The sequence below is a fragment of the Streptomyces sp. NPDC055400 genome, assembly GCF_053644375.1.
Map to the genome: position 1 here is coordinate 157,916 of NZ_JBSHLM010000020.1, position 24,580 is coordinate 182,495.

Annotated in this window: 20 protein-coding genes and 3 pseudogenes; 6 read left to right on the forward strand and 17 right to left on the reverse strand. The window is 69.4% G+C overall.

Annotated features, from left to right (window positions below):
* Nucleotides 1-810: 810 nt before the first annotated feature.
* The 7 genes from ACWIGU_RS39885 to ACWIGU_RS39915 all read right to left on the reverse strand — a co-directional run bounded on the left by ACWIGU_RS39885 (nt 811) and on the right by ACWIGU_RS39915 (nt 6,259).
* Nucleotides 811-1,422: a DUF4913 domain-containing protein gene (locus tag ACWIGU_RS39885; RefSeq protein WP_454406717.1), complete on the reverse strand. Its 612-nt coding sequence runs from the start codon at nt 1,420-1,422 to the stop codon at nt 811-813.
* Nucleotides 1,423-1,663: 241 nt separating this feature from the next.
* Nucleotides 1,664-1,789, reverse strand: coding sequence for a hypothetical protein (locus ACWIGU_RS39890; protein WP_266667519.1), 126 nt, complete (start codon nt 1,787-1,789; stop codon nt 1,664-1,666).
* 46 nt (nt 1,790-1,835) lie between these two features.
* The gene (locus ACWIGU_RS39895; RefSeq protein ID WP_454406718.1) at nt 1,836-2,981 is read right to left on the reverse strand and encodes a DnaB-like helicase N-terminal domain-containing protein; all 1,146 of its coding nucleotides are present in this window, start codon (nt 2,979-2,981) and stop codon (nt 1,836-1,838) included.
* A gap of 29 nt (nt 2,982-3,010) precedes the next feature.
* On the reverse strand, nt 3,011-3,247 hold the full coding sequence (locus ACWIGU_RS39900; RefSeq protein WP_454406719.1) for a hypothetical protein: 237 nt from the start codon (nt 3,245-3,247) through the stop codon (nt 3,011-3,013).
* Nucleotides 3,248-3,371: 124 nt separating this feature from the next.
* On the reverse strand, nt 3,372-5,171 hold the full coding sequence (locus ACWIGU_RS39905; protein ID WP_454406720.1) for a type IV secretory system conjugative DNA transfer family protein: 1,800 nt from the start codon (nt 5,169-5,171) through the stop codon (nt 3,372-3,374).
* A 111-nt stretch (nt 5,172-5,282) separates the two neighbouring features.
* On the reverse strand, nt 5,283-5,687 hold the full coding sequence (locus ACWIGU_RS39910; RefSeq protein WP_454406721.1) for a hypothetical protein: 405 nt from the start codon (nt 5,685-5,687) through the stop codon (nt 5,283-5,285).
* 26 nt (nt 5,688-5,713) lie between these two features.
* On the reverse strand, nt 5,714-6,259 hold the full coding sequence (locus ACWIGU_RS39915) for a hypothetical protein (protein ID WP_454406722.1): 546 nt from the start codon (nt 6,257-6,259) through the stop codon (nt 5,714-5,716).
* 450 nt (nt 6,260-6,709) lie between these two features.
* Between ACWIGU_RS39915 and ACWIGU_RS39920 the strand changes: the two genes are divergently transcribed.
* Nucleotides 6,710-7,300, forward strand: a complete 591-nt coding sequence (locus ACWIGU_RS39920; RefSeq protein WP_454406723.1) for a DUF6058 family natural product biosynthesis protein — start codon at nt 6,710-6,712, stop codon at nt 7,298-7,300.
* 40 nt (nt 7,301-7,340) lie between these two features.
* On the opposite strand, the pseudogene ACWIGU_RS39925 reads toward ACWIGU_RS39920, so the two are convergent.
* From ACWIGU_RS39925 to ACWIGU_RS39960, 8 genes and pseudogenes are all read right to left on the reverse strand, one after another.
* A pseudogene (locus ACWIGU_RS39925) lies at nt 7,341-7,544 on the reverse strand (IS256 family transposase); the annotation flags it as partial.
* 243 nt (nt 7,545-7,787) lie between these two features.
* Entirely contained in the window at nt 7,788-9,416 is a 1,629-nt protein-coding gene (locus ACWIGU_RS39930; protein ID WP_454406725.1) for an ATP-binding protein, read from the reverse strand.
* A 19-nt stretch (nt 9,417-9,435) separates the two neighbouring features.
* On the reverse strand, nt 9,436-9,891 hold the full coding sequence (locus ACWIGU_RS39935) for a DUF6238 family protein (RefSeq protein WP_454406726.1): 456 nt from the start codon (nt 9,889-9,891) through the stop codon (nt 9,436-9,438).
* 44 nt (nt 9,892-9,935) lie between these two features.
* A complete protein-coding gene (locus tag ACWIGU_RS39940) occupies nt 9,936-11,405 on the reverse strand; it encodes an SCO6880 family protein (RefSeq protein ID WP_454406727.1) in 1,470 nt (489 codons plus the stop codon).
* A gap of 79 nt (nt 11,406-11,484) precedes the next feature.
* A complete protein-coding gene (locus tag ACWIGU_RS39945; protein WP_454406728.1) occupies nt 11,485-12,855 on the reverse strand; it encodes an SCO6881 family protein in 1,371 nt (456 codons plus the stop codon).
* 34 nt (nt 12,856-12,889) lie between these two features.
* Nucleotides 12,890-13,576, reverse strand: coding sequence for a hypothetical protein (locus ACWIGU_RS39950; protein ID WP_454406729.1), 687 nt, complete (start codon nt 13,574-13,576; stop codon nt 12,890-12,892).
* Complete coding sequence (locus tag ACWIGU_RS39955) at nt 13,576-13,875, reverse strand: DUF6112 family protein (RefSeq protein ID WP_454406730.1); 300 nt, start codon at nt 13,873-13,875, stop codon at nt 13,576-13,578. The genes ACWIGU_RS39950 and ACWIGU_RS39955 overlap by 1 nt, the downstream gene beginning before the upstream one ends.
* An 82-nt stretch (nt 13,876-13,957) precedes the next feature.
* The gene (locus ACWIGU_RS39960) at nt 13,958-15,097 is read right to left on the reverse strand and encodes a C40 family peptidase (protein ID WP_454406731.1); all 1,140 of its coding nucleotides are present in this window, start codon (nt 15,095-15,097) and stop codon (nt 13,958-13,960) included.
* A gap of 614 nt (nt 15,098-15,711) precedes the next feature.
* Between ACWIGU_RS39960 and ACWIGU_RS39965 the strand changes: the two are divergent.
* A pseudogene (locus ACWIGU_RS39965) lies at nt 15,712-16,374 on the forward strand (DNA-methyltransferase); the annotation flags it as partial.
* A gap of 397 nt (nt 16,375-16,771) precedes the next feature.
* Nucleotides 16,772-18,283 (forward strand): FUSC family protein, encoded by a 1,512-nt coding sequence (locus tag ACWIGU_RS39970; protein WP_454406732.1) that lies wholly within the window; start codon nt 16,772-16,774, stop codon nt 18,281-18,283.
* Nucleotides 18,284-18,309: 26 nt separating this feature from the next.
* Here the strand turns inward: ACWIGU_RS39970 and ACWIGU_RS39975 are convergent, their stop codons facing one another.
* A complete protein-coding gene (locus tag ACWIGU_RS39975; protein WP_454406733.1) occupies nt 18,310-19,467 on the reverse strand; it encodes a tyrosine-type recombinase/integrase in 1,158 nt (385 codons plus the stop codon).
* 84 nt (nt 19,468-19,551) lie between these two features.
* Here ACWIGU_RS39975 and ACWIGU_RS39980 point away from each other — a divergent pair.
* The 3 genes and pseudogenes from ACWIGU_RS39980 to ACWIGU_RS39990 all read left to right on the forward strand — a co-directional run.
* Nucleotides 19,552-20,703: pseudogene (locus ACWIGU_RS39980) on the forward strand (FUSC family protein); the annotation flags it as partial.
* A gap of 317 nt (nt 20,704-21,020) precedes the next feature.
* On the forward strand, nt 21,021-22,364 hold the full coding sequence (locus tag ACWIGU_RS39985; protein ID WP_454406734.1) for a nitric oxide synthase oxygenase: 1,344 nt from the start codon (nt 21,021-21,023) through the stop codon (nt 22,362-22,364).
* Nucleotides 22,365-22,484: 120 nt separating this feature from the next.
* Nucleotides 22,485-23,525 (forward strand): lactonase family protein, encoded by a 1,041-nt coding sequence (locus ACWIGU_RS39990; protein WP_454406736.1) that lies wholly within the window; start codon nt 22,485-22,487, stop codon nt 23,523-23,525.
* Between the two features lie 92 nt (nt 23,526-23,617).
* On the opposite strand, the gene ACWIGU_RS39995 is transcribed toward ACWIGU_RS39990, so the two are convergent.
* Complete coding sequence (locus ACWIGU_RS39995) at nt 23,618-24,568, reverse strand: sirohydrochlorin chelatase (protein ID WP_454406737.1); 951 nt, start codon at nt 24,566-24,568, stop codon at nt 23,618-23,620.
* Nucleotides 24,569-24,580: the final 12 nt, after the last annotated feature.

The following is a 24,580-nucleotide window of genomic DNA, read 5'->3' on the forward strand; positions in this document are numbered from 1 at the left end:
GGATGAGACGCGATGAAACGGCCCCCACCGCCCGAAGGCGGTGGGGGGCCAAGTCATGCGTACTGGCGTCGCTGTGGATCCAGACCAGCCGCAATCGGCTGAGAGCTGCCCGCCGGGTCCGGCTGCTCCGGCGGAGCAGCCCCAGTACGGCGGCAAAACAGCGCATCGGGATCGTCGGCGGGTGCCTGGAACGTGTAGCCGTCCGGGCACGTCGTCTGACCGTTCTTACCGTTCCCTCCCGCTGGCCCCGGAGGTCCCGACGGGCCAGGCACCGTCGAGTCCGCGCCCGACGGGCCCGGTACTGTCGAGTCCGCCCCGGCGCACCCTGTGGCCCCGGCGACGGCGTCAGCGTGGGCGCCGGTTTCCCCGACGCGCCTCGCGGCCCGCGCGGACCCGGTACGAGCACGGGATCCCCTACGCGGTCCGGTAGATCGTCGACCGCCCGGGACGGATCCGGCGCCGCCGGAGTCGCGCCTTCCGCCTTGACCTGTTTCCGCAGAATCCGCACGTCCTCCGCAAGAGTCGTGACCGCGTCGCCCCGCCGCCCGGCCTCCGCTCCGAGCTCGTCTGTGCGGCGGGCCTCGGCGTCGATACGAAGCCACACCAGCACGATCGCGCCGGAGAGGACGAGCAGCGCCGCGGCGAGAATGAGGGAGCGCCAACGGCGGACGAGGAGCGGCTGTGCGTGGCGTCCACTGACGTCGGTTGGCCTCCGAGTTCCGCGATGCGCTCGCGTAGTTGGCGGTTCTCGTCTGTGAGGAGCCGTCGATCTGGTAATCCGGCTCCGGGGAGACGTACGTGTTGGCCATGTCAGGCTCCCGGAGGCTGGGGGAAGTCCAGCAGTCGGTGGTTGGGGCGGGTTGCGCTGGTGGTGCACGCCCCGAACGGGCCGTCAGGCGCGCGGAGTTGAAGCAGCGTGGGATCGAGATGATCGCGGTGCCAAGTCGATGGGCCGGTGAGGCCGGCCTCGACGTCGGTGAGCTGCTGCCAGGCCAGCCACAGGGCGTGCAACCGTGCCACCGCTTCGGGGTGATCCTGCCACTGTTGGCACCACGGGCGGCTGGTGGTGACCTCCCGCCCGTACACCGGCAGCAGCAGGTCGTCCAGCCAGTTGGTCAGCGCGGCGAGTTCCTCGGTGTACGCCGTGCCGTCGAGTGCCAGGATGAAGATGGTGGTCGGCGCCTTCTCCGAGGCGGCTGGCGCGGCCTCCGCTGTAGCGGAGGCCGGCGTCTGGCTGTCATCGGACTCGGCCTCGCCCTCGGTGCCGTCGTTGGTGGACGGCTCCTCGTCGGTGAGGCGGGCGAGCGTTTCGTTCTGCTTGCGGGTCGCCGTGACCAGTTGCGTAACGGTGGAGACAAGGTCGTCCAGGTCGTGGTCCGGTATGCGTACCGGCTCGGCGTCGTCCCGTGCGGGCTCGGACATCTCGACACCTCCGAAGAGTTCATGGGGCGTCGATAGTCCGGAGATTCAGCGGTTTGGCCCCGCCGGAGGTCTCGTGTAAAAGACCCCGCTCACCGCGCGATCCGACGAAGGCACCAGTTTTTCGGAGGAGCAAGTAACTCAAGGCGGGTGCCTGTTGGGGAACGACGCCGTTGCCGAGCGCGGTCGGTTGGGCAGGCCTGCCCTGCCTCGGGTGCCGGTTACTCATCCTTCGTCGAGGTTCCTACATCCACTCCACGAACCGCGGGTTCAGGGGGCGAGCGTCGTCGGCGGGACGGGGCGCGAGCAGGGAGCCCGGGGTGTACGAGTGAGCGATCTCAGTACGGAGATTCTCGAACTCGTGGGCCATGGCGTACATCCGTCCTTGTCCACGCCGTCCTGGCTGGCCTGATCGTTTATGACGGACGCCGATGGGTGCGACGGCCGGTGCTGGCGGGCCGGGGGACTGCGGTGGACGCTGCCGACAGCTTGGTGTCCGTGAGCCGGCTGCGGGCACGTGCGGCATCCGTGCGGGCGCTCGGCGATGGGGCGCCGGGCGGGCCGAGCGATGGATGCGGTTCCCGCTCAGCTCCGCGCGCTGCGCGAAGGCGACGGCGGAGGTCGTCCAATGGACCGAGCGCGTGCAGGGCGTAGCTGATGAGCTGCCCAGGGGCGAGCGCGTCGCGGTCGGCTAGGGCTCCGATCTGCCAGGCCGTCAGAGTTGCGGTGCGGACAAGAGAGGCTTGGACGACTTGCTCGCCGAAGTGTTCGGCTGCTCCACCGAGCAGTGGGTCACAGATCCGCCGTACGCGCTCGGAATCGAGAACCCCGTCGGCCAGCGCACCGCGCCGCTGGGTCTCCCACAGCACTGTCAACTGGTCGATCGGTTCGCCGCGATGGTGCAGTGTACTGAGTGCGCGGTAGATCTGCTGATGACCGGGGTCGGCGAAGTCGTCGGGGTGGAGCCAGCGCACCAGGTTGAGAAGCTGCTCGGGTCGGGACGCGAGGCAGCCGAGGAGGAACTCCTCGTCAGTGAGTCCCTGTTCGCTGACGGGTTGGGGAGGGGCGACTTGTTGCGCGTACGCGGCGGGCGGCTGCGCGGGCCGGGCCTCGGTTCCCCAAGCACGGGCAAGGTCGGTCAGCACATCGGAGAGCACCTGGGTGTGGTGGAGCGTCTCCTCCACCGTCCCGTTCCGGTCGTCGGCGAGCGCGGCCTGGTGCAGGCGGGTGGCGTGCTGGGCGACGCTGCGGTGGATGGCGCCCTCCAGGACCATCCGTCCGTACGCCGGGGCGTGGTCGGGGCGCGGGCACGCGGAGATCAGAAGGTGCGGGTACGACGGGGTGAGCCCGCGGGCGTGAGTGCTCGCCTCCTGCAAGGTGTCGGTGATCCAGGCCAGGGTTACGGGTCCACCCACCGGCGCGGTCGTCGCTGGGTGTTCGGCGGCCTGGAGCTTGAGCATCGCGGCGTAGAGCGCGGAGTGCGCGGGACGAGAGAAGTGCTCCGGGCGGAGCCAGGTATCAAGCCGGTCGAGCTGGTCGGGATCCAGGAATAGTGCGCCCAAGACGGCTTGCTCGGCGTGAACTAGCGGGGTCACCGCTGCGCGTTGCATGCGGCCTGGTTCTGGGCGCGAATCTCAGCAACGGCACGGTCAGCGGCGGCCAAGGCGGTGGTCAATCGGTGCAGTTCGCCGGTGAACGTCGGGTCCGATGCGAGCAGGAAGCCGCTCGGGGACACGAGCCACCAATGGGCGCCGCGCTTCACGACGGGGGTGCCGGCGAGACGTTCGGAGCGGCGAACGGAGGCCCAGGACGGTGTGGGGTGGGACATGGGAGTGGGGTGGGACATGGGAGTGGGTACCTCACGAGGAAGGGGCGAAGGCTCCGGGATGTACTGGCGTTCGGGGAAGTGCGCCGTCGCGTCTCGCCCTGCGGGGGGTTCGTTTTCGGCGGGGTCACCTGGCCGGACCGAAGTCGTCGCGGCACAGGGTCTTGGCCAGCGCGCGCTCGGTGATGGCTGCGGTTTCCCTGGCGGACGCGGCGCCGAGCCGATCGGCGTTGGGCTCGCGGTACCAGGGCTTGAGGCTGAGGAGGGCGGGGCGGATGCCTGTGGCGAGCAGGAGCGCGGAGCCCTTGGGCAGGGCGCGGATCGCATCGGCGGGCAGCACGCGTTCCTGGCGCATGGAAACTGAAACTGAAGTGGACTTGCCCGTCTCGCTGGTGGACACCGAGACGGTACGGACGTCGTGGTCGCCCACCAGGCGGGAGAGCTTGTCCGCGAAGTCGGCGTCGTCGATACCGGAGCCGACGAGCTTGATCGTCGCAGCCGACCAGAGCGCGTCCATGCCGGCCTCGCCCCACACTCGGACGCCCTGGCGGTAGGACTGCAGAATCGTGATCGGGATGACACCTCGGCTGCCGAGGTGGGAGTACAGGTCCGGCAGGTCCGCGATCTTGCATACGTTGGCGGCCTCGTCGAGGATCGCGAGCAACGGGGCATCGAGCCGACCACCGTCGCGCTCTGCCTGGATAACGGCCGAGCGCATCACGGCGTCGGCAGCGGCGGCGATGATCGCCGCCGCCGAGCCGCCGCCGTCCTTCGACAGCAGGAACAATGTGTCCTTGCTGGTGGCGAACGCCTCGGGCTTGAACTCCAGGATCTTGTTCATCCCGCCGGGTGGGGTGACCCAGGCGGCGATGGCCGGGTTGAGTAGGCAACTGGCGTACTGCCGGGCGGTTTCGAAGATTCCGTCACGGGTCTCTACTGCTCCGGCCACGGTGCCGCGGAGTTGGGCGGCGACCGCGTCGAGCCCGGCGTCCTGGAGCAGGTCGATGGGGGAGCGGTCGGCGGGGGAGGCGAGCCAGGCCAGGACGTCGGTGATCGGCCTTCGGCCGCGGGCGGCGGCGAGGAACAGCGCGGTGAGTGTGTTAGCGGCGGCAGTCGACCAGAAGTCGCCCGCGCTCGATTCGTCCACGGAGGCGGTCACGAAGTGCCCGGCCAAGCGGCGGGCCCCGGCGAGATCATGGGCGTCGGCGAGGATGTCCCACCACATCATCTGCGGGGCGTGGGCGATCTGCTGAGGATCGAGCGTCCACACCGTACCGGCCTCGGCGCGGGCCGCGAGCGTGGCGGTGTAAGCGTCGCGCGCCGCCTTATTGGAGGTCAGCAGTGCAGGGCCCGGCGCTCGGAGGATCGCCGGTATCGCCAATCCGGAGGTCTTCCCCGAGCGGGGCGCCATGATTGCGAGGAGGACGTCCTCCCAGGATGAGCGGACCTCCCGCGCGCCGGGGGCGAGCGTGCCGAGTAGGACTCCGCGGCCGTCGGGCGCAACGGCCTTGGGCTTGGTTCCCTTGAGGCTCGGACGGAGATCGACCGCCTTAGCCGCGATCTTCTTGGGCATTAGGTCGGCCAGGTCCCGCTGGTCGGCCAGCCCCTTGGGACTTCCGCGCAGCCGGAGCCACACCTTCACCCCGAGCAGGGCAGCGGCCAGGAGGACGACGCCAGGGAGGGCGTAGCACCCGCTGATTACGGCACGGTGGGCGAGATGCGGCCAGACGTGACCGGGGTGCAACAGCGATTCTGTTGGTCGGAAGGAGGCCCACGGATCGGAGCCGACAGCCTCGTTGACAAGGTTGCCGAACAGCCAGGCGAGAGTCCCTCCGCCCATGCCGAGCGCGGCGACCGCGAGCAGGAGGTAGAGGAGGAGGTCGGTGCCGGTGGTGGTCGAGGGTGTGCTGGTGCGTGCAGGAGACAAGTCGCGGTCCCGTTACGTGCTGAGATGTGGGCGATGGGATGGGACCAGCGGCTTCTTCTGGTGATCACGAGGGGCTCCAAGAGGCTGTAGCGCGAAGGAGGAAGGAGGCGGTCAGTGGGCCCGCTTGTCGCGGACCCCGCTCAGGACATCGGCGACATCCGCCGTGCGGCGCAACTCGTGCAACTGTCCGGTCAGCGCGGTCAGGGACTGAGCCGCCTGGATTGACCGGGCTGGAACACCGTCCGGCGCCGGGATCGGCCGCGGAATCACGATCTTGGGGTCGGCGGCGACGGAGAGGCCGGCATCCTGGAACTCGCGCGACGCGCGGGCCATGGTGTGGACTGCCTGGTTGTGCCGGGTGCCGCTGGGCAGCAGGTAGACGTCGAGGTACTCGCTGTAGCGGAAAGGATGCTTGCGCAGGACCCCGTCCAGGAAAGGACGCTCGTCGGCGACGGCGGCCACCCCGAGGTCGGGGTGCACCCCGAAGGCAACGTCAGGCTCGAGCTGCAGATCCATCGTGAGCTCTCCTTGGTGCGAACGGGCTAGCGGGTGCGGCTTGGATCCGGGGCAGCGGCAGCGGGACGGGACTCCACGGAAGCGGCGGGCCACCGTGGCGGCGAGACACCCGTACGGGCCGGGGAGACGGCGACGGCGGCCTGAGCTCGGCGCTGTTGCTTGGCTGATGTCGGGTCGGGCCACCCGATGTCGCGGACGCAGGAGAAGGTGTCGAGAGCGTGGGCCGAGGCGAAGGGAGCCTCCCCGACGCCGGAGACCGGCATGGCGGAGGGTTTCTCCTGCCGATTGCTGAGACCTTCGTTCGGGTCCATCCGGCTGTAGGGCTGGAGGTCGTACGCGGCGTCGGCTGTGACGCTGTACTGCGCGGCCCGCAGGGACTGCACAGCTTGCGCTCCGCGCCGCAACGGTTCGCGGGTCGGGTCGGAAAGGCCGTAGAGGTCGCTGCCCGGCAGCCGCTCGAAGCCGACGAGGCGAAGGATGTGCTCGGCGACGTGGTTGTCGTGCGACGTCGCTGCCACGACGCCGTAGCGGTTGTGATGGCCGATAGTGACGTGCGGATGTGTTACCGCCACGTAGATGCACCTCGCAAAAGTCGGGGCCGTGCGAAGGACGAGGGTGCGTCCGGAAGTCGGATTTGGTGCGGCCGGGAATCTGAGCTAGTCAGCGCGAGTGCGGCGGCCGGGTATTGAGGAAGGTCACGGGATCTGCGGGAGGACCGCCTTCTTTGTGAGGCGACGCCATCGGCGGGGACGTCCGCCGAATCTGCGACCTGTTCGGGCTCTCGATCACCGCCGAACTTCGCTACGCCAGCACCCTCGAGCATGCCGACCTGGCCAACGCCCCCGCCGACAATTCGGTGAGTAATTGTCAAGAGTTATGGACTGGTGAGCACGGTCTGAGAGCGGGGGTGTCTCGGGCGCCCTGATTCAGTCGATGGTTCGGTGAGTGCCGAACCGTCCGGCCGGTAGCTTGCGGAACCCCTGCGGGAGATCCCCGCGCTGGTGATGCTGGAGGACCACCCAATGCCGGAGACAGCCCTGAAGCAACAGCTCGCCGAGCGGTTCCGCGAGGTCAACGGCCACCATCCGATGACCGATGCCGATGATGCGTATGTCAGCACGCAGTTCGTTTCCCTGGAGGAACTGTGCGCAGTCCATGGCCGCGATAGCGATGCGGTCCGCCGTCTGATGCTGGGGCAGCGTCTGCCGCTTCCGGGATATGTGCGCTCCGACGGTGCTGAGATGGTGCCAGCCGACCTGTTCGCTCTCGCCGACGACGCGGGTGGCCTAGACCAGCTCGAAGCGTGGTTCACCGCGCACTGGGCCGACCCGATTACCGGGAAGGCTGAGTGGAATGCGTATCTCAGCGGACAGTACGTGTGCCTGCACTCCGTGACCCCGGCCGCCATTCAGCGCAAGGATTACCTGACGACTGCGATCATTGCCGCAGCAAACGAGCCGGATGCCGGTTCAGCGCAGCGGCTGCACGCCTTGATCAACGAACTCGACGCGCTGGAACCCCGGTTCGCCGCCTACGACCGTCTCCGGTTCGGCGGGCCCACGTCCCGGGACACATACATCACCGAGATGCGCGCCCGCTTCCCATGCCCGTGATCTGGGGCCATGTCCGATGGTTGGCATCGAATTCGCTCGTTCATGCCGCGCAGGCTTCGGGGCGTTCGATGAGGTGGCCGCGTTCGAAGCGGGCTCCGGCCCTGACGAGGGCGACGAGGCGAGGTGCGTTGACCGCTCGCCAGCGGGCCTGGGCGGATTCGACGAGCTTGAAGACCGTGGCGAGGGCGGCGGAGGCAGTGTCGGCCTGGGTGACCTTGGTCCTGGTCAGCGACTCGGCTGGGTTCCTGCATGCTCTCCTCCGGCTGGAGCGGCCCGTCCCGTGGCAGCGGGCCGTGATCGTGCGTGAGTGGCAGCGGCTGCGCAGCACAGCCCATCTCTTCAACCACTGCGATGGGTTCGATCGCGACCGCTGGTGGAAGCTAGTGCGGCACTATGACGCCACCGACGAGAGGGCGGAACAGGAACGGAGCCTTCGGCTCTCTGATGACGCTGTTCTTGACGAAGGACGGGGCCACGGGCGTGTGGCTCATATCGCGCCTTGACGCGGCCGCATCAGCCCTTGAGTGAGCGACGTCATCGGCCCGAGGTCCTTGTGTTCATGGTGACTTGGCCGGGATATTCGAAGTGTCGGCATTTGTGAACTCACACGGTCCTTGGCGTGCATCCGGGCGTCTGTGTCGAACAGCTCGCGTTCCCGTGGGTGGAGCAGGTGTTGAGTGATGAAGGATCGGCCCGCGACCTTCCACAGGCCTCGCCCCTTGGTCAGCGCGGAGACCGCCTGTGTCTCGACCCCGGTCAGGCCCAGTAGTGAGGCGGCGGAACCCAGTTGGTCGGCTTCCTGGCGGTAGATGATCCGTGTGGAACAGTCGGTGAGCAGGCCTTCGGCCAGTGCTCGGCCCCGGGAGCCAGCGTCGCCCGCGGTGAGCAGGTCGGACAGGCGGTGGATGACCATCATGTTGGCGAGGCCGAGCCCTCGGCTGAGTTTCCACTGGGACTGCATGCGCTCCAGCAGGGCTACGTGCCGCATTACCCGCCATGCTTCGTCGTAGACCACCCAGCGTCGCCCTCCCGTGGGATCGGCGAGCGCGGACTCCATCCAGGCCGAGGCGCAAGTCATCGCCAGGACGAGCGCGGTGTCATCGCCGGCGCCGCCGAGGCGGGACAAGTCGATGGAGAGCATCGGAGCGGCCGGGTCGAAGTCCACGGTCGACGGCGCGTCGAACATCCCGGCCAAGTCACCATGAACCAAGCGCCGTAGGGCATGGGCCAGGTCCTCGGCGGCTTGCCCGAGACGCCCTGACAGCTCCCCGAGCGCACCGTCGAGGCGCTCGGGAGAGCCGAGTACGTATGCCACTTCGCCGAGCAGCGGTGTGGTGCCCGTGGCGTCGGCGTGCGTAACTGCCTGGTCGAGCGCGACATCGAGTGCGGTGTGCTCCATCGGGTGCAGGTCGCGCCGCAGGACGGTTTTCGCGAGGGAGCCGAGCAGGAGAAGGCGCCGTTTGCGGACCTCGCTGGCCCAGTCCGTCTCGCTGACGCCGGGAGGCCTTACGGGCGCGTCAAGCGGGTTCAGCCGGCCATGGAGCCCGGGTCCCAATGCGATGGTCTGCCCGCCCAATTCCTGGGCGACGACGGTCCATTCACCCTTTGGATCGCAGGGTACGTAGATGCGGTAGCCGAAGGCCACGGCTCGTACGGCAAGAGATTTGGCCAGCGCGGACTTGCCCATGCCGATGACCCCGGCGAGCAGGATGTTGGGGTTGGTGAAGCCGTCTAGCCGTCCGTACAGGGCGAACGGGTCGTATGTGAAGGCAGCTTCCGCGTGCACGTCGCGTCCGACGTAGATGCCCTGGGCGCCGAGGCCGCCCTCGGCGAGGAAGGGGTAGGCGCCCGAGGCGGTCGCGGTGGTCATTCGATGGGCGGGAAGCTTGAGTCGGCCACCTCGGGCGGAGGCGGGACCAGGGCGCCCAGCGGGCGGATAGGCGGCACGCAGGTCGGGGTCGGTGCCGGCCTGAGCTTTGCGACCCTCGGGCCGGGCGGCATTGCGGGCCTGGTCGCTGGCGGCGGCGAACTGTTTACGGGCGGCGCGGGCCATACGGCGGTCGCTCTTGCGGGGAACGAACAGCTGGCTGGCGTAGGCGCGAGTACGGGGGTGCATGGCGTGGTGCTCCTGGTGGTCAGTGCCGGGTGAGGCCGGTGAAGGGGTCCCGCAGGTCGGCCGGGGTGTGGTCGCGGCGAACTCGGGCGGAGGCCGCCAGATGGCGCTGGCACACGGTGAGTTCGGGCGCACCCTCGGGCAGCCGGGCCCGGCACGCCTCGCGGGTGCGGAGGCGGCCGGCGCCTGGATGCGGCGCCGCGTGGAACGCTGCGTGGAGGTGTTCGGCTGCTTGCCACAGCCGGATCCGACAGGCCCTGAGGTGATCGCCCTCGGCATCGGCCACCGCGGCGGTGCGTACGGTGTGCGCGTCGAGCAGCCCGTACAGGGCGACAAGGTGGGCGTGCAAGGCGTCCAGTTCGGTGCGACTGGCAGCTACTGGGGCGACGGGCATGTTGATGGCCTGGTGGAAGTCGAGCGCTGCGGTGGCGAACGGGACGAAGTCCTCCGCCAGTTCGGGCAGGGGCTCGGTCGGCATGATGGTGCCCTTCGGTTGAGCGCGGTCGGTGGTGCTGGGGTGCGCTACGGGCGGGCGAGTGGCAGGGCGGCGTTGGTGAAGGCTTCGGCCTGCTGCCAGGTCAGCGGGCGCAGATCGATGAGCGCGGCGACGGCGGCGGTCTCGATCGCGGCGCAGGCGGCGTTGAGCTGTTCGTCGCTGTCGGCGCTGACGGTGAGCAGGCCGGTGAGGGCGACATCAGCGTGCCCGGCGATGAGCTGGCGTTCGCGCTGCTTGATATCGGCGTACTCGACCGAGTCCTCCTCGGAATCGACCTGCCCCCTGCGGGCTCGCTCGGCGGCGTCCGCGATCACGGTGGCCTTCTTGCGCTGTACGTCTTTGAGTGCGGAGTCCAGTCCCTTGGGCTTGTACGTCAGCGACAGGGTGCGGCGGACACCAGAGGTGAACAGGAGCTGGTGCAGGAAGCCCGGAGAGGTCTCGATGCGCGGCCAGTTCTCGATCCAAAACGTGGCGTGGTGGGCCGAGTCGGTGCGGATCCGGTCGGCCTTCTCGACCAGGACGACGGGACCAGCGGCAGCCGCGTCGGCTTGCGGGTGCCCCGAGGCGGACCACTGGTCGAGGGCGGCCGACGCCTTGGGGTCATACGCGGTGCGGATCACGGCGGCGATCTGGGTCGCGTGGAGCCAATTACTCGGCATGAGATCGGAGTTGCGAGCGGCCTGGTCAAAGGTGGAGGTGAGCTGGGCCAAGACAGCGAAGCCGCCGGTGAGACCGCCGCCGGCCTGGTTGATCAGGCGGCGGGCCGCCTTGAGGTCGAGGGCCACGGCTACGTATGCCTCATGCGGGGCAGCGGCCGGACCAGCGGCGCTCAGCAAGTCACGGTAGATGGGCCCAGCCAGCGGCGACTGCGTATCGCCGTGCTGATTCCAGTAACGGTTCAGCGCGTCACCGGAGTCGGGGACGGTGCGCTCCAGGACCTGGACGCGGGCGATGTGCCCGGTGCGCGCGAGAGCGGCGAGCGTGCGGCCCCACCCGGTGACGTTGCTGTGCTGGGTGGCTGGGTCTAGCAGGGCGAAGGCGCGGGAGGAGACCTTGACCACGGCGGTGAGGGTGCCCTCGTGCGGGTCGTGCACTGCGCCGAAGCGGCCGCCCGGGGCGGTGGTCACGCGCAGCGATGCAGCGGTACCGGGAAGGTGGAGCAGGCCCTCGCGCTGCGGCTGGGTCGAGGGCCGCGTGAGCCAGACCAGCTGGCCCCGAAAGCGACGCAGCGCGTAACGGACCACGATCGGTGCCCAGTCGGCGAGCGAGCGCCCACGGTGGCGCATGAAGACTGCCGCGAGCACCAGAGCCCACAGCGGTATGAGCTTGAGCGCCCCGGTCACGCCAGCTGAGAGCAGCACTGCGAGCAGCAGCAGGCCGGTTACCGCGACGACGATCAGCTGCGGGGCCGAGAGGCCGAGCAGCACGCCACGGCGTGAGCGGTGTGGGAACTTCACGGTGACCGGACCGCCGAGGTGAGGAGAGTCGGAGTGCATGGCGAAGCCGTCCTTGGAACATGAGGCGAAGGGGGGCGGGGCGGCCGAGCTGGGCCTCCGGCCGCCCCATCAGCTAGGGCTATGAGTCTGAATCACCCGGCGGCGCGGGATAGACCCACCGTTGTGGGGTGGCAGCGCCGTGCGGCGCAGGCCCGCCTCGTCGTGGCGCCGGTGGATCCTGGTGCGCGACCCGCGGCGGTGCGACGGAGGCACCCTGTGGCGTTGGCGCCGAGGCCACTGGAGCGGAGTCGCTCGCGGAACCCTGGCCGGGGCGCTGGATGAGAGGTACTCCCCGGTCGCCGTCTGTGGGAGGGCGGCGGATCAGCGCCCGACCCTTGTCGCCGGAGGCGTTCGGGGCCTCGCCGAAGCGGAAGTGGGCCTGGTTCGGCTTCTCATCTCCGCCAGAGCTGCCGGTCGGATCGATCCCGGAGGCAACACCATCCGGTCCCTGGCCCGGCACCTTCGCTGGACCCTGCGGAGCACGCATCCCCATACCGGCCTGTATGGCGAGCTGACCTGCGGTCTTGGCCGCGCCAGCGGCCACCGCCATGCCCGCGACACCGGAGCGGTGCACGTCGTCATGGCCACCGCCGTCGGCTGCCCAATGCACGAACTTGTACGTCGCATACGGGCAGAGCATGACGAGGACCATCACGACGATGCCCGCGAGCGCATCGGAAAGGGCGCTGAGCCCGTCGTTCGCGTCGGACTTGCCCATGGCCGAGACGCCCAACAGGAACACGATCGTCATCAGGAGCTTGGAGACGATCAGGGTACTGGTGGCCTCGATCCAGCCACGCCGCCACCGCTTGGCGACCTCCCAGCCGCCGCCGGCCCCGGCGAACACGGCCAGTGTGACGAGCACCAAGATGCCGACTTTGCGGGCCACCATGACTGCCCAGTAGAGGAAGGCGCCCACCGCGCAGCCGAGTGCCATCAGAGAGGGGATGGCCCAGCCTAGGCCGTACATCGGCCCCAGTTCGTTGACCTTGATGACGCGGCGCACCGCATCGTCCACCGAACTGTTGGCAGCCTTGAACAGCCCCGCACTGAGCGCGTCGACCACGGTGATCGTGACGGTGGTGCAGGCGATGGCAGCGAAGGCGAACAGGACTCCGGCCACGGTGCCGTAAACCGCCTGGCCGAGGGCTCGCTCGTCCCGTCGCCAGGCGGCGCGGGTGAGTTGCAGACAGAACGTCCCCACGGTCAGGATCAGGCCGATAGGCAGGATCAGTTCGTAGTTGCTGCGGAACCACTCGGCGTTCAGATCGATGCCCGTCGTCTGATCGACGGCCTTCGACGCCAGATCAGCTGCCGCCTGTGCCATTTCACCCATCGACTTGGCGATCCATGCACCGATTCCGTCCGTGACTGCCTCGCCGGTTGCGCCGACGACACCGTCCACGGTGGCGCACACCGTGTTCATCAGAGGAAGGTCGCAAGCCCCCATCAGGGCACCTCGTTTCGAGAGTTGTGGGGGTGGTTCACGGCGCGACGCTCGGCAGGACCCCGACCAGGGCACAGTTCTGGTGCGGCCGGCACTGGACGGCGAGCGTTGTCGAACGGGACTCGGCCCCGGCACCTGAGCCCTTCCAAGCGATGGACTGCTTGCCGGTGACCGTGACGGCGTAGACGTACGCCTCCGTGATCGCGCCGGGATCCTGGGCCAGAGCCGTCTTGAACGCCTGCGGGAAGTGGCCCTCGCCGACCGTGGCGCTCGCGTGCTGCTGGTTGTCGTGCATCCGTGACCACAGCACCGGGCTGGGTACCTGGTCCGTGACGGACCGCCAGTCCGCGTACTTCTTCTCGCTGGTCATCCACTCCTTGAGGCCGGCCAGGTGCTCGGCCTGGGAGGAGGAACGTGTGTCGTACGTCCACAGGACCTCGGTGGCGTACTCGCTGAAGACGATCGGATCGCTGGTCTTCGGCGGTGCGGCGACCGCCGAATCTGCGTGCGGTGCGGCGGACGGGGAGGCCGACGCCGAGGAGGATGGCGGAGCCTGGGTGACCTTGGCCAAAGCGGGGCTCTCCGGACGTGTGACGTACGCGAGGAGCCCAGCGACCGCCAGAAGCACAGCGAGGACGACACCGCCGATCGCAGCGCGGCGCAGAACCGAGGCCGGAGCCTGGTGCGTTCGCTCGCCAGAGGAGGGAAATGGTTTCTTCGGCATCAGTGGACCTGGGTCCCCATCGCCGAGAAGAACGTCACGATGCCGTTGGCCGCGCCGAGCAGCAGCGCGCAGCCGGCCGCGACGACAGTGCCCTTCTTGCCGTTGGCCTCCGCCTGGTGGCCGCCGCTGTGGTGGCCCCAGGCCCAGACGATCGCCGAGATCGCGAGCGCGCCCACCACGGCGATGATGCCGAACAGGTTGATGCTGCCAATGACCTTCTTCAGGACATCGAGTCCGGGCAGGCCGCCCTCCCTCGGGCTGACGCCGGGGTTGTACGCCAGGATTTGGGCATGCTGCATGAGCTTCACTGGTACTCCAGTACGGTTTTGGGCGCGCGAGAGCCCGGAGAGGGTGGAGCGAGAAGAGAGGGGGAGGCGCCGGTCAGATGATCCGGCGGGCGGCCAGCAGGTCCGGTCGCCAATCGGTGACGGTCGAGATCTTGACCACGTCGCCGGTGCGCGGAGCCTGAAGGATCAGCCCCTCACCTATGAACATCCCGACGTGTTCCGGGACTTCGGCGGTGCCGCGGGTGAAGAGGAGATCGCCCGGCTTGAGGGCATCCAGGCTAACCGCCTTGCCTTCCTTGACCTGCGTGTACGTGGGCCGGGAGATCGACACACCGCCGGCTTTGTACGACGCCTGCATCAGGGAAGAGCAATCGCAGCGGCCCATCGGATCCTGACCGTGCGGATCCGAACACTCGCCACCCCACTGATATGGAGTGCTGAGCTGGCCGAGCCCCCAACGGATAGCCGTGCGCACAGACTTCGGAGCGTCGGTCGGGATCTTGTAGCCCTTGAGGACGGAGCCGGCGGGGAGCGGACCGAACGCGCCACCGTCCTCGCCGGTGCCGCACCCGCCAGGCAGAGAGTCCGATTCCTCGTCCTTGGTGTCCTTGGAGCCGCGCTTGGCGGACGTCGACTCCTTGGACAGCGACGTGGCGATGGCCTTCTGCAGAGCTGTGGCCAAGGGATGCCACTTGGCGTAGGCATCGGGTGAACCGCTCTGCTGGACCGCCTGGGCGGCCTGCGTGACGGTCATGGACTGCCATCCCGAGACGCTGAGCAATTCCTCGTAGAACTTCGTCGAGGCCTGTACCGGATCACGGACCTGAGTGGCCGTCCCCCAGCCCTGACTGGGACGCTGCTGGAAGAGGCCGAGTGAATCCCGGTCGCCGTAGTCTAGGTTCCGCAGTCCCGACTCCTGCAGGGCCGTAGCCAGGGCAACGATCTGCCCCCGCGCCGGCACCTTCATGGCGACGCCCGTGGCCTGGATCGTCTTGGCATTCGGGATCTGCTCCGTGGGATGGTCCAGGCCCGCAACCGAAGCGAACCCTTTGCCGCCGCCCTTGAGGATCGACTCCACCTGTTTGGCGACCGCCGAGGAATCCACGGTCTGCGTATCACCATCAGAGCAGGCGGACTGAGCGTCAGCGGCACCAGCTGCGGCGACAGCGATCGGCGCAGTCAACAGCAGCGGACCGAGCGCCACCACCCCGACTATGCCTGCGGCCGTCTTCAACGTCGCGGGCCGTACGTCGAGTGGTGGACCGGAGCGCAGGGTCCGGGTGAAGGGCGTGCCGGTGCGTGCTGCATCAGCAACTCCTTACGCGTAGCCGGCACGACACTGGCGTTCTCGTCGGAAAGGTCACCAACGCCGCGACGGGCAGGAATCAAGGAACTCGTGGAAACAAGGCGCCCAGGGGGTCGGCAGCAGATAACACCCTTCCCCTGAGCGCCCTTTACGGAGAGCGGCAGCCAGCCGCCTTCGTAATCTCAGACTCCACACGGAGAACCGCTCCTACCCAATTCGCAGCACGTTCGGTGAGTGCCAGGGTGTCGTCGCCGTCTGGATGCGGCAACGCGTATTGGCACAGCTCAACAGGCGCGGAGCCGGGCCCCGTCCGTTGAACATGGCAGGACTGTAGGGACGCATTCCGGCCGCACCAAACGAACCCGAACCTGATCGTCCCGCGCAGTCGCCGGGCGAGTTCAGGTCCTTAGGTGCGGCCGTGAAAGGTGGCTAATCTCCAGCCACATGCTCGCCAGGGAAGGCTTCCATCGCGGCCTCCAGGCGTGGCTCATTCACACGCACGGCGACCCCTCGGAAAGAGATAACCGCGCAATGCCGTACCCCTGCACCGAGGCGACGCGCTGACCGACCTCGCCACCATCCCCGATAACAGCGTCGACGCCCTCATCACCGATCCGCCCTACAACAGCGGCGGCCGAACCAGCAGCGACCGCACCGGCCGCAGCGCCCGCGCGAAGTACACCTCCGCCGACGCCGAGCACGACCTCGCCAACTTCCCCGGCGAGAACCGAGATCAGCGGTCCTGCGGCGTCTGGCTCACGTCCCTGCTCACCGAGTCCTACCGTGCGACCGTCGAGTCCGGTACCCCGCTGGTCATCAACGTCTGGAGGCAGCTGCCGACCACGACCGATGCGCTGCAGGCCACCGGCTGGATCTGGCGCGACATCGCGTCCTGGCACAAGCCGGTCTCGCGTCCGCAGAAGGGCCGCCTCAAGCAGTCCTGCGCGTACATCTTCTAGGGAGCCAAGGGCCAGGGCGACGCCAACCGGAACCCCGTCTACCTGCCCGGCCTCTACTCCGCGAGCCAGCTCAGGAAGGACCGCGTACACATCACTCAGAAGCCCCTCGATGTGATGCAGGAGCTGGTGAAGATCTGTCCGCCAGGTGGCACGGTCCTCGGCCCCTTCACCGGCTCCGGGACCACCGGCGTCGCTGCCCTGCGCGAGGGGTGCAAATTCGTCGGCATCGAACGATCCGACCACCACCGAATATGAGACAGGGCCGTTCTTCTTACAGTCCCCCCGGACTCAACGCTGCGCTGGATCAGGCCAGCAGCACGGTCGAGGTCAAGGCCAAGATCCAGTTCAGGGTTCGGAAGTGAAGGCATGAGTTCGGCAGCAGAAGCTGCGCTGACCACGTAGGTGGTCGGTGGGGTTCGCTGCTGTGCGTGTCCAGATGCCCCGGGGGTGGTCCGTTGGTACTGCTGTGGCCGAGTGATATGTGATCGTGTTGGGCCATTGGTATAGGGGGTTTGAGCTCTGTTGAACCAACAGTCGTACAGATGCTGAGATGGATGCGTCAATGGCGCTGCGGTCCTTAAAGGGTCTCCGCGGCGCCATTGTCGTGTGCGCGTACAGCGGCCGACGGAAGGGGCGGGGCACATTGCTGAAGAGGGTGTTCGTGGCGGCGGATCCGGGTCGGATGCGGCTGCGTTTCGCGAGCCGGGCCGTGCTGGGGATCGGGCTCGCGGTGACGCTGTGCGGAGTGGTCGGGCACTCGCTGGTGCCGGCCATCGCGGGGGGACTGACTGCGCTTCTCGCTCTGTTCACGGTGACGGATGCGACGGTACGTGGGCAGGCGGTGACGACGGCGCTGCTGCCGGTCGTGGGGTTGCCCGTACTTGCGCTCGCGGCCGTGGTGCATGACGTGCCTGTCGCGCGGGACGCATTGTTCCTCACTGTCGTAGGGGTGGGGGTGTACGCGCGGCGCTGGGGGCCGCGCGGGCACTCGCTCGGCGTGTTCGCCTTTATGGCCCTTTTCGCAGCCCAGTTTCTGCACGCTGTGCCTGCGCAGCTGCCCGAACTGTACGGGGCCATGCTTCTGTCGTTGATTGCGTCGGCCGCAGTGCGGTTCGGGGTGTGGTGCTACGAGCGTCGGATGCCGGGGCCGGCTGTGGTGCCCGCGCCGACAGGGGGTAACCGGCTCGGCCGGATGACGACGCGGCAGGCCGTGCAGGCCACTGTGGGAGCCGGGTTCGCGCTCGCTGCCGGGCAGGTGCTCTCCGATGAGCGCTGGTACTGGGCAGTCGGTGCCACGTGGTGGGTGTTCGTCAATACGACCTCGCGCGGCGAGACAGTGGTGCGGGGATTCAGGCGGTTCCTGGGAACAGCGCTGGGTGTGGTGCTGGGCTTCGCAGTTGCTGTGCCGCTGCACCATGAGCCGATGATCGCCGCCGTGGTCATCGCGCTCAGCGTCTTCGGGATCTTCTACACCGCCGCCGTCTCCTATACGTGGATGATGTTCGCGGTGACCGTGATGGCGAGCATGCTGTACGGGCTGCTCGGGGTGCTCGACACGGGGCTACTTGCACTACGGGTGAGCGAGACGGCGGTCGGCGCGCTCGGAGCTGTGCTGGCAGTGCTGTTCGTGCTTCCGGTGACCACGCACTCGGTGACCGACGCATGGGTCGAGCGTGCGCTGCACTGTGTGCACGCCTGCACGGCTGAGACCGCGGCACGGCTCGCCGGAAGCGCGGACGCCGATCCAGTCCCGCGCGTGGCGGAGTTGGACGCGATCCTGGGGCGGGTGCGGCTGTCGCTCACGCCGCTCGTGCACCCCTTCAACCCGATGCGGGCGCGCAAGAAGCGCGCTCGGCAGGTGCTCGCGCTGCTCGACGACTGCGCGCGTGAGGTGCGCGGGCTCGCGTCGGTAGCAGCCGACCCGGAGGCCTCTCACGACGCGCGGCTTGCTGCTGCCTGCTGGCGGGTAGAGGCCGCGGTCGAGGCGCTTACCGACGCGCCGACCGTCCGTCGGCGCGTCCGCGTCGACGATGCGGCGGCTCCCGAACCTACAGGCGCCGAGCCCGTGCTCGCCCACCTCCAGGCCCTGGAGCACGCTCTGCTTGAACTCGCTGTCCCCCTGCGCAGGACCAGTCAGGTTTCGTCCAGCGCCTGAGCCGACGAGGCTGTGCAGCGCATCGGTCAGATACCTGTGTTGAGCAGCCTCGCGGCCCTCCCGATAGAGGACGGCATCAGGTGCCGGTAGCTGCGGTAGGTCACCTCGATGGACTTGTGGCCCATCCATTCGGCGACATCCGTGATCGGGATGCCCATGCTGAGGCAATTGGAAGCGAAGAAGTGGCGAAGGCCGTACATCGTGTAGGGCACCTTGATACCCGCTGAGCGCAGAACCTTCCGCCACTTACTGCGAAACGCATTTCCGCAGTAGTACGGGCTGCCGCCGACGCCGGCTCCTCCCCGTCCACCATTGGTCAGTAGGTACCCGTGCTCATCGGCGGCGTGAGTCTCCGCGTATTGCAGCAAGAATGCTCGCGTCTTTGCGGGCAGTGGCGTCTCGCGGAATTCTCCCCAGCTGCGGTGCTTGAGCGGTGCTGGTATTCGCTGGCGCCCATGAATCTGATTACTGATGCGGTAGACATCGTCGGCGACGAGCCCGTTGATGTTGGTGGCATGTGCCTCACCGTTTCGTAGGCCACATGACGACATCATTTCCACTACGAGGCGCAAGTCTTCGTCGTGTGCGTGCTGCCTGATGAGGTTGAGCTCCTCCAGGGACGGGATGAGGATGTCCTTGCGCCGGTAGTCCGGGGGAGTAGCGTCCATGAACGGGTCCAGGCCCAGGCCACCGCGAAGCCGCGCCGAGTTGATCGCCAGACGCAGAACTTTGTACGCGGTCATCTGCGCCGCGCTGCCGATGCCGTCGAGGGCCATGTCGGCGACGAAGTCGTCCACGGTGTCGGCCGTGAAGGTGCCGATCTTGCGTGACCCCAGGCGGGGGAATATGTGCACCGTCAGAGCCCGCTCATAGCTTTCGACGCTATTGTCCGTGAGCCCGCGTGCTCGGTGCCGAATCCAGTTGGACGCGAAGTCCTCAAGAGTCTGGACGGCGATCCTCTCTCCGTCGGAGGGGCCTGCCTTCGCTGCTCCCTTCTTCGCCTGGTACATCTCCGTGAGCCGGGCCGTCGCCTTGTCCTGTGTGGAGTAGCCCGACTCCTCACGTTGCTTGCCGAACGCGTCCCTGTAGCGGATCTTGTAGGGGTGCAGGCACCGGGTCGGTGCCTTGCAATCGCACTCCTTGAAGAAGCTGCCCATCCCGCGTGCGAGGGTCTTGGTGGCCACGTGCTGACTCCGTACTCATGCTGACCTTTTACTGACCCCGGGGGCGTCAGTATGGCGCTGACCTGCGGCCGCGCCTAACGAGCAGCTTTCATGACCTTCTTCGCCGCGCAGTTCCTGCACACCGTGCCCGACCAGCTCCCCGAGCTGTACGCCGCCGTACTCCTCTCGCTCGGCGCCGCGTCGGCCGTGCGGTTCGGTCTGTGGTGTTACGAGCGGCGCCTGCCGGCGCCCGCGGCGGTGGCGGCGCCCACTGGCGGGAGCCGGCTCGCACGCATCACGACGCGGCAGGCCGTGCAGGCGACCGCGGGCGCCGGCTTCGCGCTCGCCGCCGGTCAGGTGCTGTCCGACCAGCGGTGGTACTGGGCCGTGGGCGCCACGTGGTGGGTGTTCGTGAACACGACGTCCCGCGGGGAGACCGTGGTGCGCGGGTTCCGGCGGTTCCTCGGCACGGTGCTCGGCATCGTCCTCGGCTTCGCCGTGGCCGTGCCGCTGCACGACCAGCCCGTCGCGGCCGCCGTGATCGTCGCCCTCAGCGTGTTCGGGATCTTCTACACCGCCGCCGTCTCGTACACGTGGATGATGCTCGCCGTCACCGTCATGGCGAGCATGCTGTACGGGCTGCTCGGCGTGCTCGACCCGGCGCTGCTGGTCCTGCGGGTCGGCGAGACCGCCGTCGGGGCGCTCGGCGCCGTGCTCGCGGTGCTGCTCCTGCTGCCGGTGACCACGCACTCCGTCACCGACGCGTGGGTCGAACGTGCCTTGCGCTGCGTGCACGCCTGCACCGCCGAGGCCGCCGCCCGGCTGGCGGGTTCACCGACGGCCGACCCGGCCCGGCGAGTGGCCGAGCTGGAGTCGATCCTCGGCAGGGTGCGGCTCTCGCTCGCGCCGCTGGTGCATCCGTTCAGCCCGATGCGGGCGCGGATGGGGCGGGCCCGGCACGTACTCGCGCTGCTCGACGACTGCGCGCGCGAGGTGCGCGGGCTCGCCTCCGTCGTCGCCGACCCTGAGGCCTCGCACGACGCGCGGCTCGCCGCGGCCTGCTGGCGCGTGGAGACAGCCGTCGAGGCGCTCACGGACACGCCGGCGGTCGGGGCGCGTCGCCGGACCGAATCCGCGACGCTGCCGCAGCTCGTCGAGGGTGAACCCGTGCTGGCTCATCTCCACGCCCTGGAGCAGGCCCTGCTCGAACTCGCCGTTCCCCTGCGCGGATCCGACCGCGTTCCGGTCAGCGCCTGAGCCCTCGCGGCGACGCGCCCCTCGCGCCGCGGGCCCTCCCGAGGGGCGTGCGCCGCGAACTTCGCGCCCCAATACTGCCCTGTGCGCTCCCCTCACCTCGGAGCCCGATCGCGCGGACGGCCGCGGCCCTGTGTCACTCGTCCCACCTGCGGCAACGCCCCGTGGGGTGGGCGGTCCGGCATGTTCCGGGGCGGATTCGCCTGTCACGTAGACGACGGATCGGCCCCCGGACGGGTGACGCAGCGGCATCATGTGGACGCACGGAGTGCGCGGCCCCGCGGGAGGGCACGCGGCCGGGGACCCCCTGGGAGTGCGCCATGCCCGATACACCGCAGCGAACCGACGGGCCCGCCGGATGGCTGGACCGAGCCGAGGCCAGGGACGGAGCCACGGACCGGGACCGAGCTGTCCCTTGGGATGGTGCCGCACCGTGGGACTGCCCGGAAGGCGCCACCCGCCATCGCTCCTCCGCACCCGCGCACGCACCCGCCGGCATCGGCCACCCCCGCAGCCCCGACTCCCGCGGCCCCCACCCCCGTAACCCGGCCCCCCGCACCCCGGAGCTCTGGCCCGTCGCCTCCGGCTTCATCCGCGCCCACCACGCCGAGGAGCGGCTCGGTGACCCGGCCGCCCGCCTCGCGGAGGCATACGCCGAGATCGCGGACACGGGAACGTATCGCCACACCGAGCGCGAGCTCACCTTCGGGGCCCGCGTCGCCTGGCGGAACGCCAACCGCTGCATCGGCCGCCTCTACTGGAACTCCCTGCACGTCCGCGACCGCCGCCACCTCACCGCCGCCGAGGACATCGCAGCCGCCTGCGCCGACCATCTGCGCGAGGCATCGCAAGGAGGCCGCATCCGTCCTCTCATCACCGTCTTCGCGCCCGACGCGCCCGACCGCCCCGGGCCCCGCATCTGGAACGAACAGCTCATCCGGTACGCGGGGTACGTCCAGCGTGACGGCCGCGTCGTCGGCGACCCGCGCAATGAAGGCCTCACCGCGCTCGCCCGGCGCCTCGGCTGGCGCGGCGGTGACGGCACCCCCTTCGACGTACTGCCCCTGATCGTCCAGGGCATCGACGACAAGCCACGCTGTTTCGACCTGCCGCCCGACGCGGTCCTCGAAGTGCCCATCGAGCACGAGGACCACGACTGGTGGGCCGGGCTGCGCCTGCGCTGGCACGCCGTGCCCGCCCTGTCCACGATGTGCCTGGAGATCGGCGGGATCTGCTACCAGGCAGCCCCCTTCAACGGCTGGTACATGGGTACCGAGATAGGCGCCCGCAACCTCGCCGACACCGACCGCTACGACCTCCTGCCGCGCATCGCGGAACGCCTCGGCCTCGACACCACCAGCGACCGGTCCCTGTGGAAGGACCGCGCCCTCGTCGAGCTGAACCGCGCCGTCCTGTCCTCCTTCGACCGCGCCGGCGTCACCGTCACGGACCATCACACCGAGTCCCGGCGCTTCCTCACCCACCTCGACCGCGAGGAGCGCAAGGGCCGCACCGTGGGCGCCGACTGGTCCTGGATCGTGCCGCCGATCTCCGGCTCGGCGACCCCCGTCTTCCACCGCACGTACGACACCACGCAGCGCACGCCGGCGTACGTGCAGCATCCCGAGGCGCTCGCCAGAGCGGCCGGCGAGTTCTTGGTCTAGGGCCTGTCTTCAGATGTGATCCGGCCTGATCCGAACGAAAGCCCCAGGACCCGCTGCTACCGTCGGCCGCACGAACGGCGAGCACCGGGCTCACCGTGCAGGCGGTGCGAGGGGATTCGCGTGGGCGACAGGCAGGGCGGACGGGCGTACATCGGATCCTTCACCGCCGCGGGGGGCTCCGGGATCCTCACCGCGTCCGTCCACATGGACAGCGGCTCACTCACCGTGCTCAGCGCCGTCGACACCCTCCCCGACCCCTCGTACCTCGCGCTCTCGCCCGCGGGCGACTTCCTCTACGCGGTGAGCGAGACCGCCGACGGGGCCGTGGCGGCGTTCCGTACGGGGGACGGCAAGCCGGAACTCGCCGGGCGCGGCGTCCTCGTTCGCGGCTCGGGCCCCACCCATCTCGCCCTGTACGACGGCCATGTACTCACCGCCAACTACGGCTCGGGAAGCGTCACTTCGGTACGGCTGCGCGCCGACGGCACCCTCGACGGCGACTCCGCCGAGGTGCTGCGCCACGAGGGTTCGGGCACCCACCCCAAGCGCCAGCAGGGCCCGCACGCCCACCAGGTGGTGCCGGACCCCAGCGGCCGCTGGGCCGTCAGTGTGGACCTCGGCACCGACTCCGTACGCGTCTGCTCGATGAAGGGCACAGGCCTGGGCGTCCACCGCGAGGTCGCGCTGCGGCCCGGCTCAGGGCCCCGGCACCTCGCGTTCCACCCGCGCGGCGACCGCGCGTACATCCTGAACGAGCTCACGCCGACCGTCACCGTCTGCCTGTGGGACGCCGCCGAGGGCGCCCTGCAGCCGCTCGGCGAGATCTCCGTGCTGCCGGACGCGCCGCACGGCGACGCCTTCCCGTCCGCGGTCGTCGTGGCGCCCGACGGGCGCTTCCTGTGGACCGCCACCCGCGGCGCGAACGTCATCTCCGTCCTCGCCCTCGACGCCACCGGCGACCGCCCCGCGCTGCGCGCCACCGTGTCCTGCGGCGGCGACTGGCCGCGCGACCTGGCCCTGCACCCCTCGGGCCGCTTCCTGTACGCGGCGAACGAGCGGTCCGGCGACGTGACCTGGTTCTCCGTGGACCGCGAGACCGGCCTCCCGCGCCGCGGCGGCTCCATCGAGGCGCCCGCCGCGTCCTGCGTGGTCTTCGGCTGAGACCGTTCCCGAGCGGATACGGAGACGGGCCCGGCCCCATGGGGGTTCGGGCCCGTCTCCGGTGCCTGTGTCCGTGCCTGGTCCGCTGGGACCTAGAGGACCGGCGCGCCCTGCGGCTGCTGCGGGGCGATGCCCAACGCCGTCGCGTACTTCGACAGGGCCAGCTTGCCGATCGCCGGGTAGGCGCCCAGCGACTCGGCGGACGCGCAGCCCGCCTCGTTCGCCGCCGCCTGGAGGAGGCTGGCGTCTATCTCCGGACCGATCAGGTACGGCGCGAGCGCCAGCTGCTGCGAGCCGGAGCCGCGCAGCTGCTCGGCGGTCGCCGCGATGGCGCCCTCCTCGTCGAGCGCGGCCGCCATGACCGGCACCGCGAGGCGCGCGGCCAGGAGCATGCCGGTGATCCCGGCCGCCTGGACGGCCTCGTCGCCGCCGACCGAGGCGAGGATGATGCCGTCGGCGGCGGTGGCCACCGTGAACAGCCGGGCGCGGTCGGCACGGGCCAGGCCCGCCTCCGAGAGACGCACGTGCAGCGCCTCCGCGAGCAGCGGGTGCGGGCCGAGGACATCCGTCAGCTCGGCGGCCGTACGGCTGTCGATCACGGCCTGCCGGATACGGCGCGTGAGCGCGCTGTCCGGGCCCGCGAGCAGGGGCACGACCACGGCGACCGGTCCGTCGGGCTCCGCGACGTCGGCGCCTGCGGCACGGGCCTGCTCGAAACGGGCGGTGCGCTCCTTCGCGGCGCGCGACAGCACGGCCCGCAGGGAGGGGAACTCGGCGAAGGCCGAGGCCTCGGCGGCCTCCGAGTCGTCACCGTCGAGGTATCCGATGCGGGCGTCGAGGCCCGGCAGCTCGGAGCGGGCGATGCTCACGACCTCTTCGGCGAGGCTGCGCGAGGCGCTGCTGGGCGTGCCGGGCACCGCGAGGACGAGTGCGGGTGCGCCCTCGGGGGCGGCCACGGGTTCCGGGCGGCGGTGCCGACCGGGCTGACGGGGTCGCGGCATTCGTACAGGCAGGCCGGATGCAGGCCCAGTGGGGGAGCTCATGCCGCCGCATGC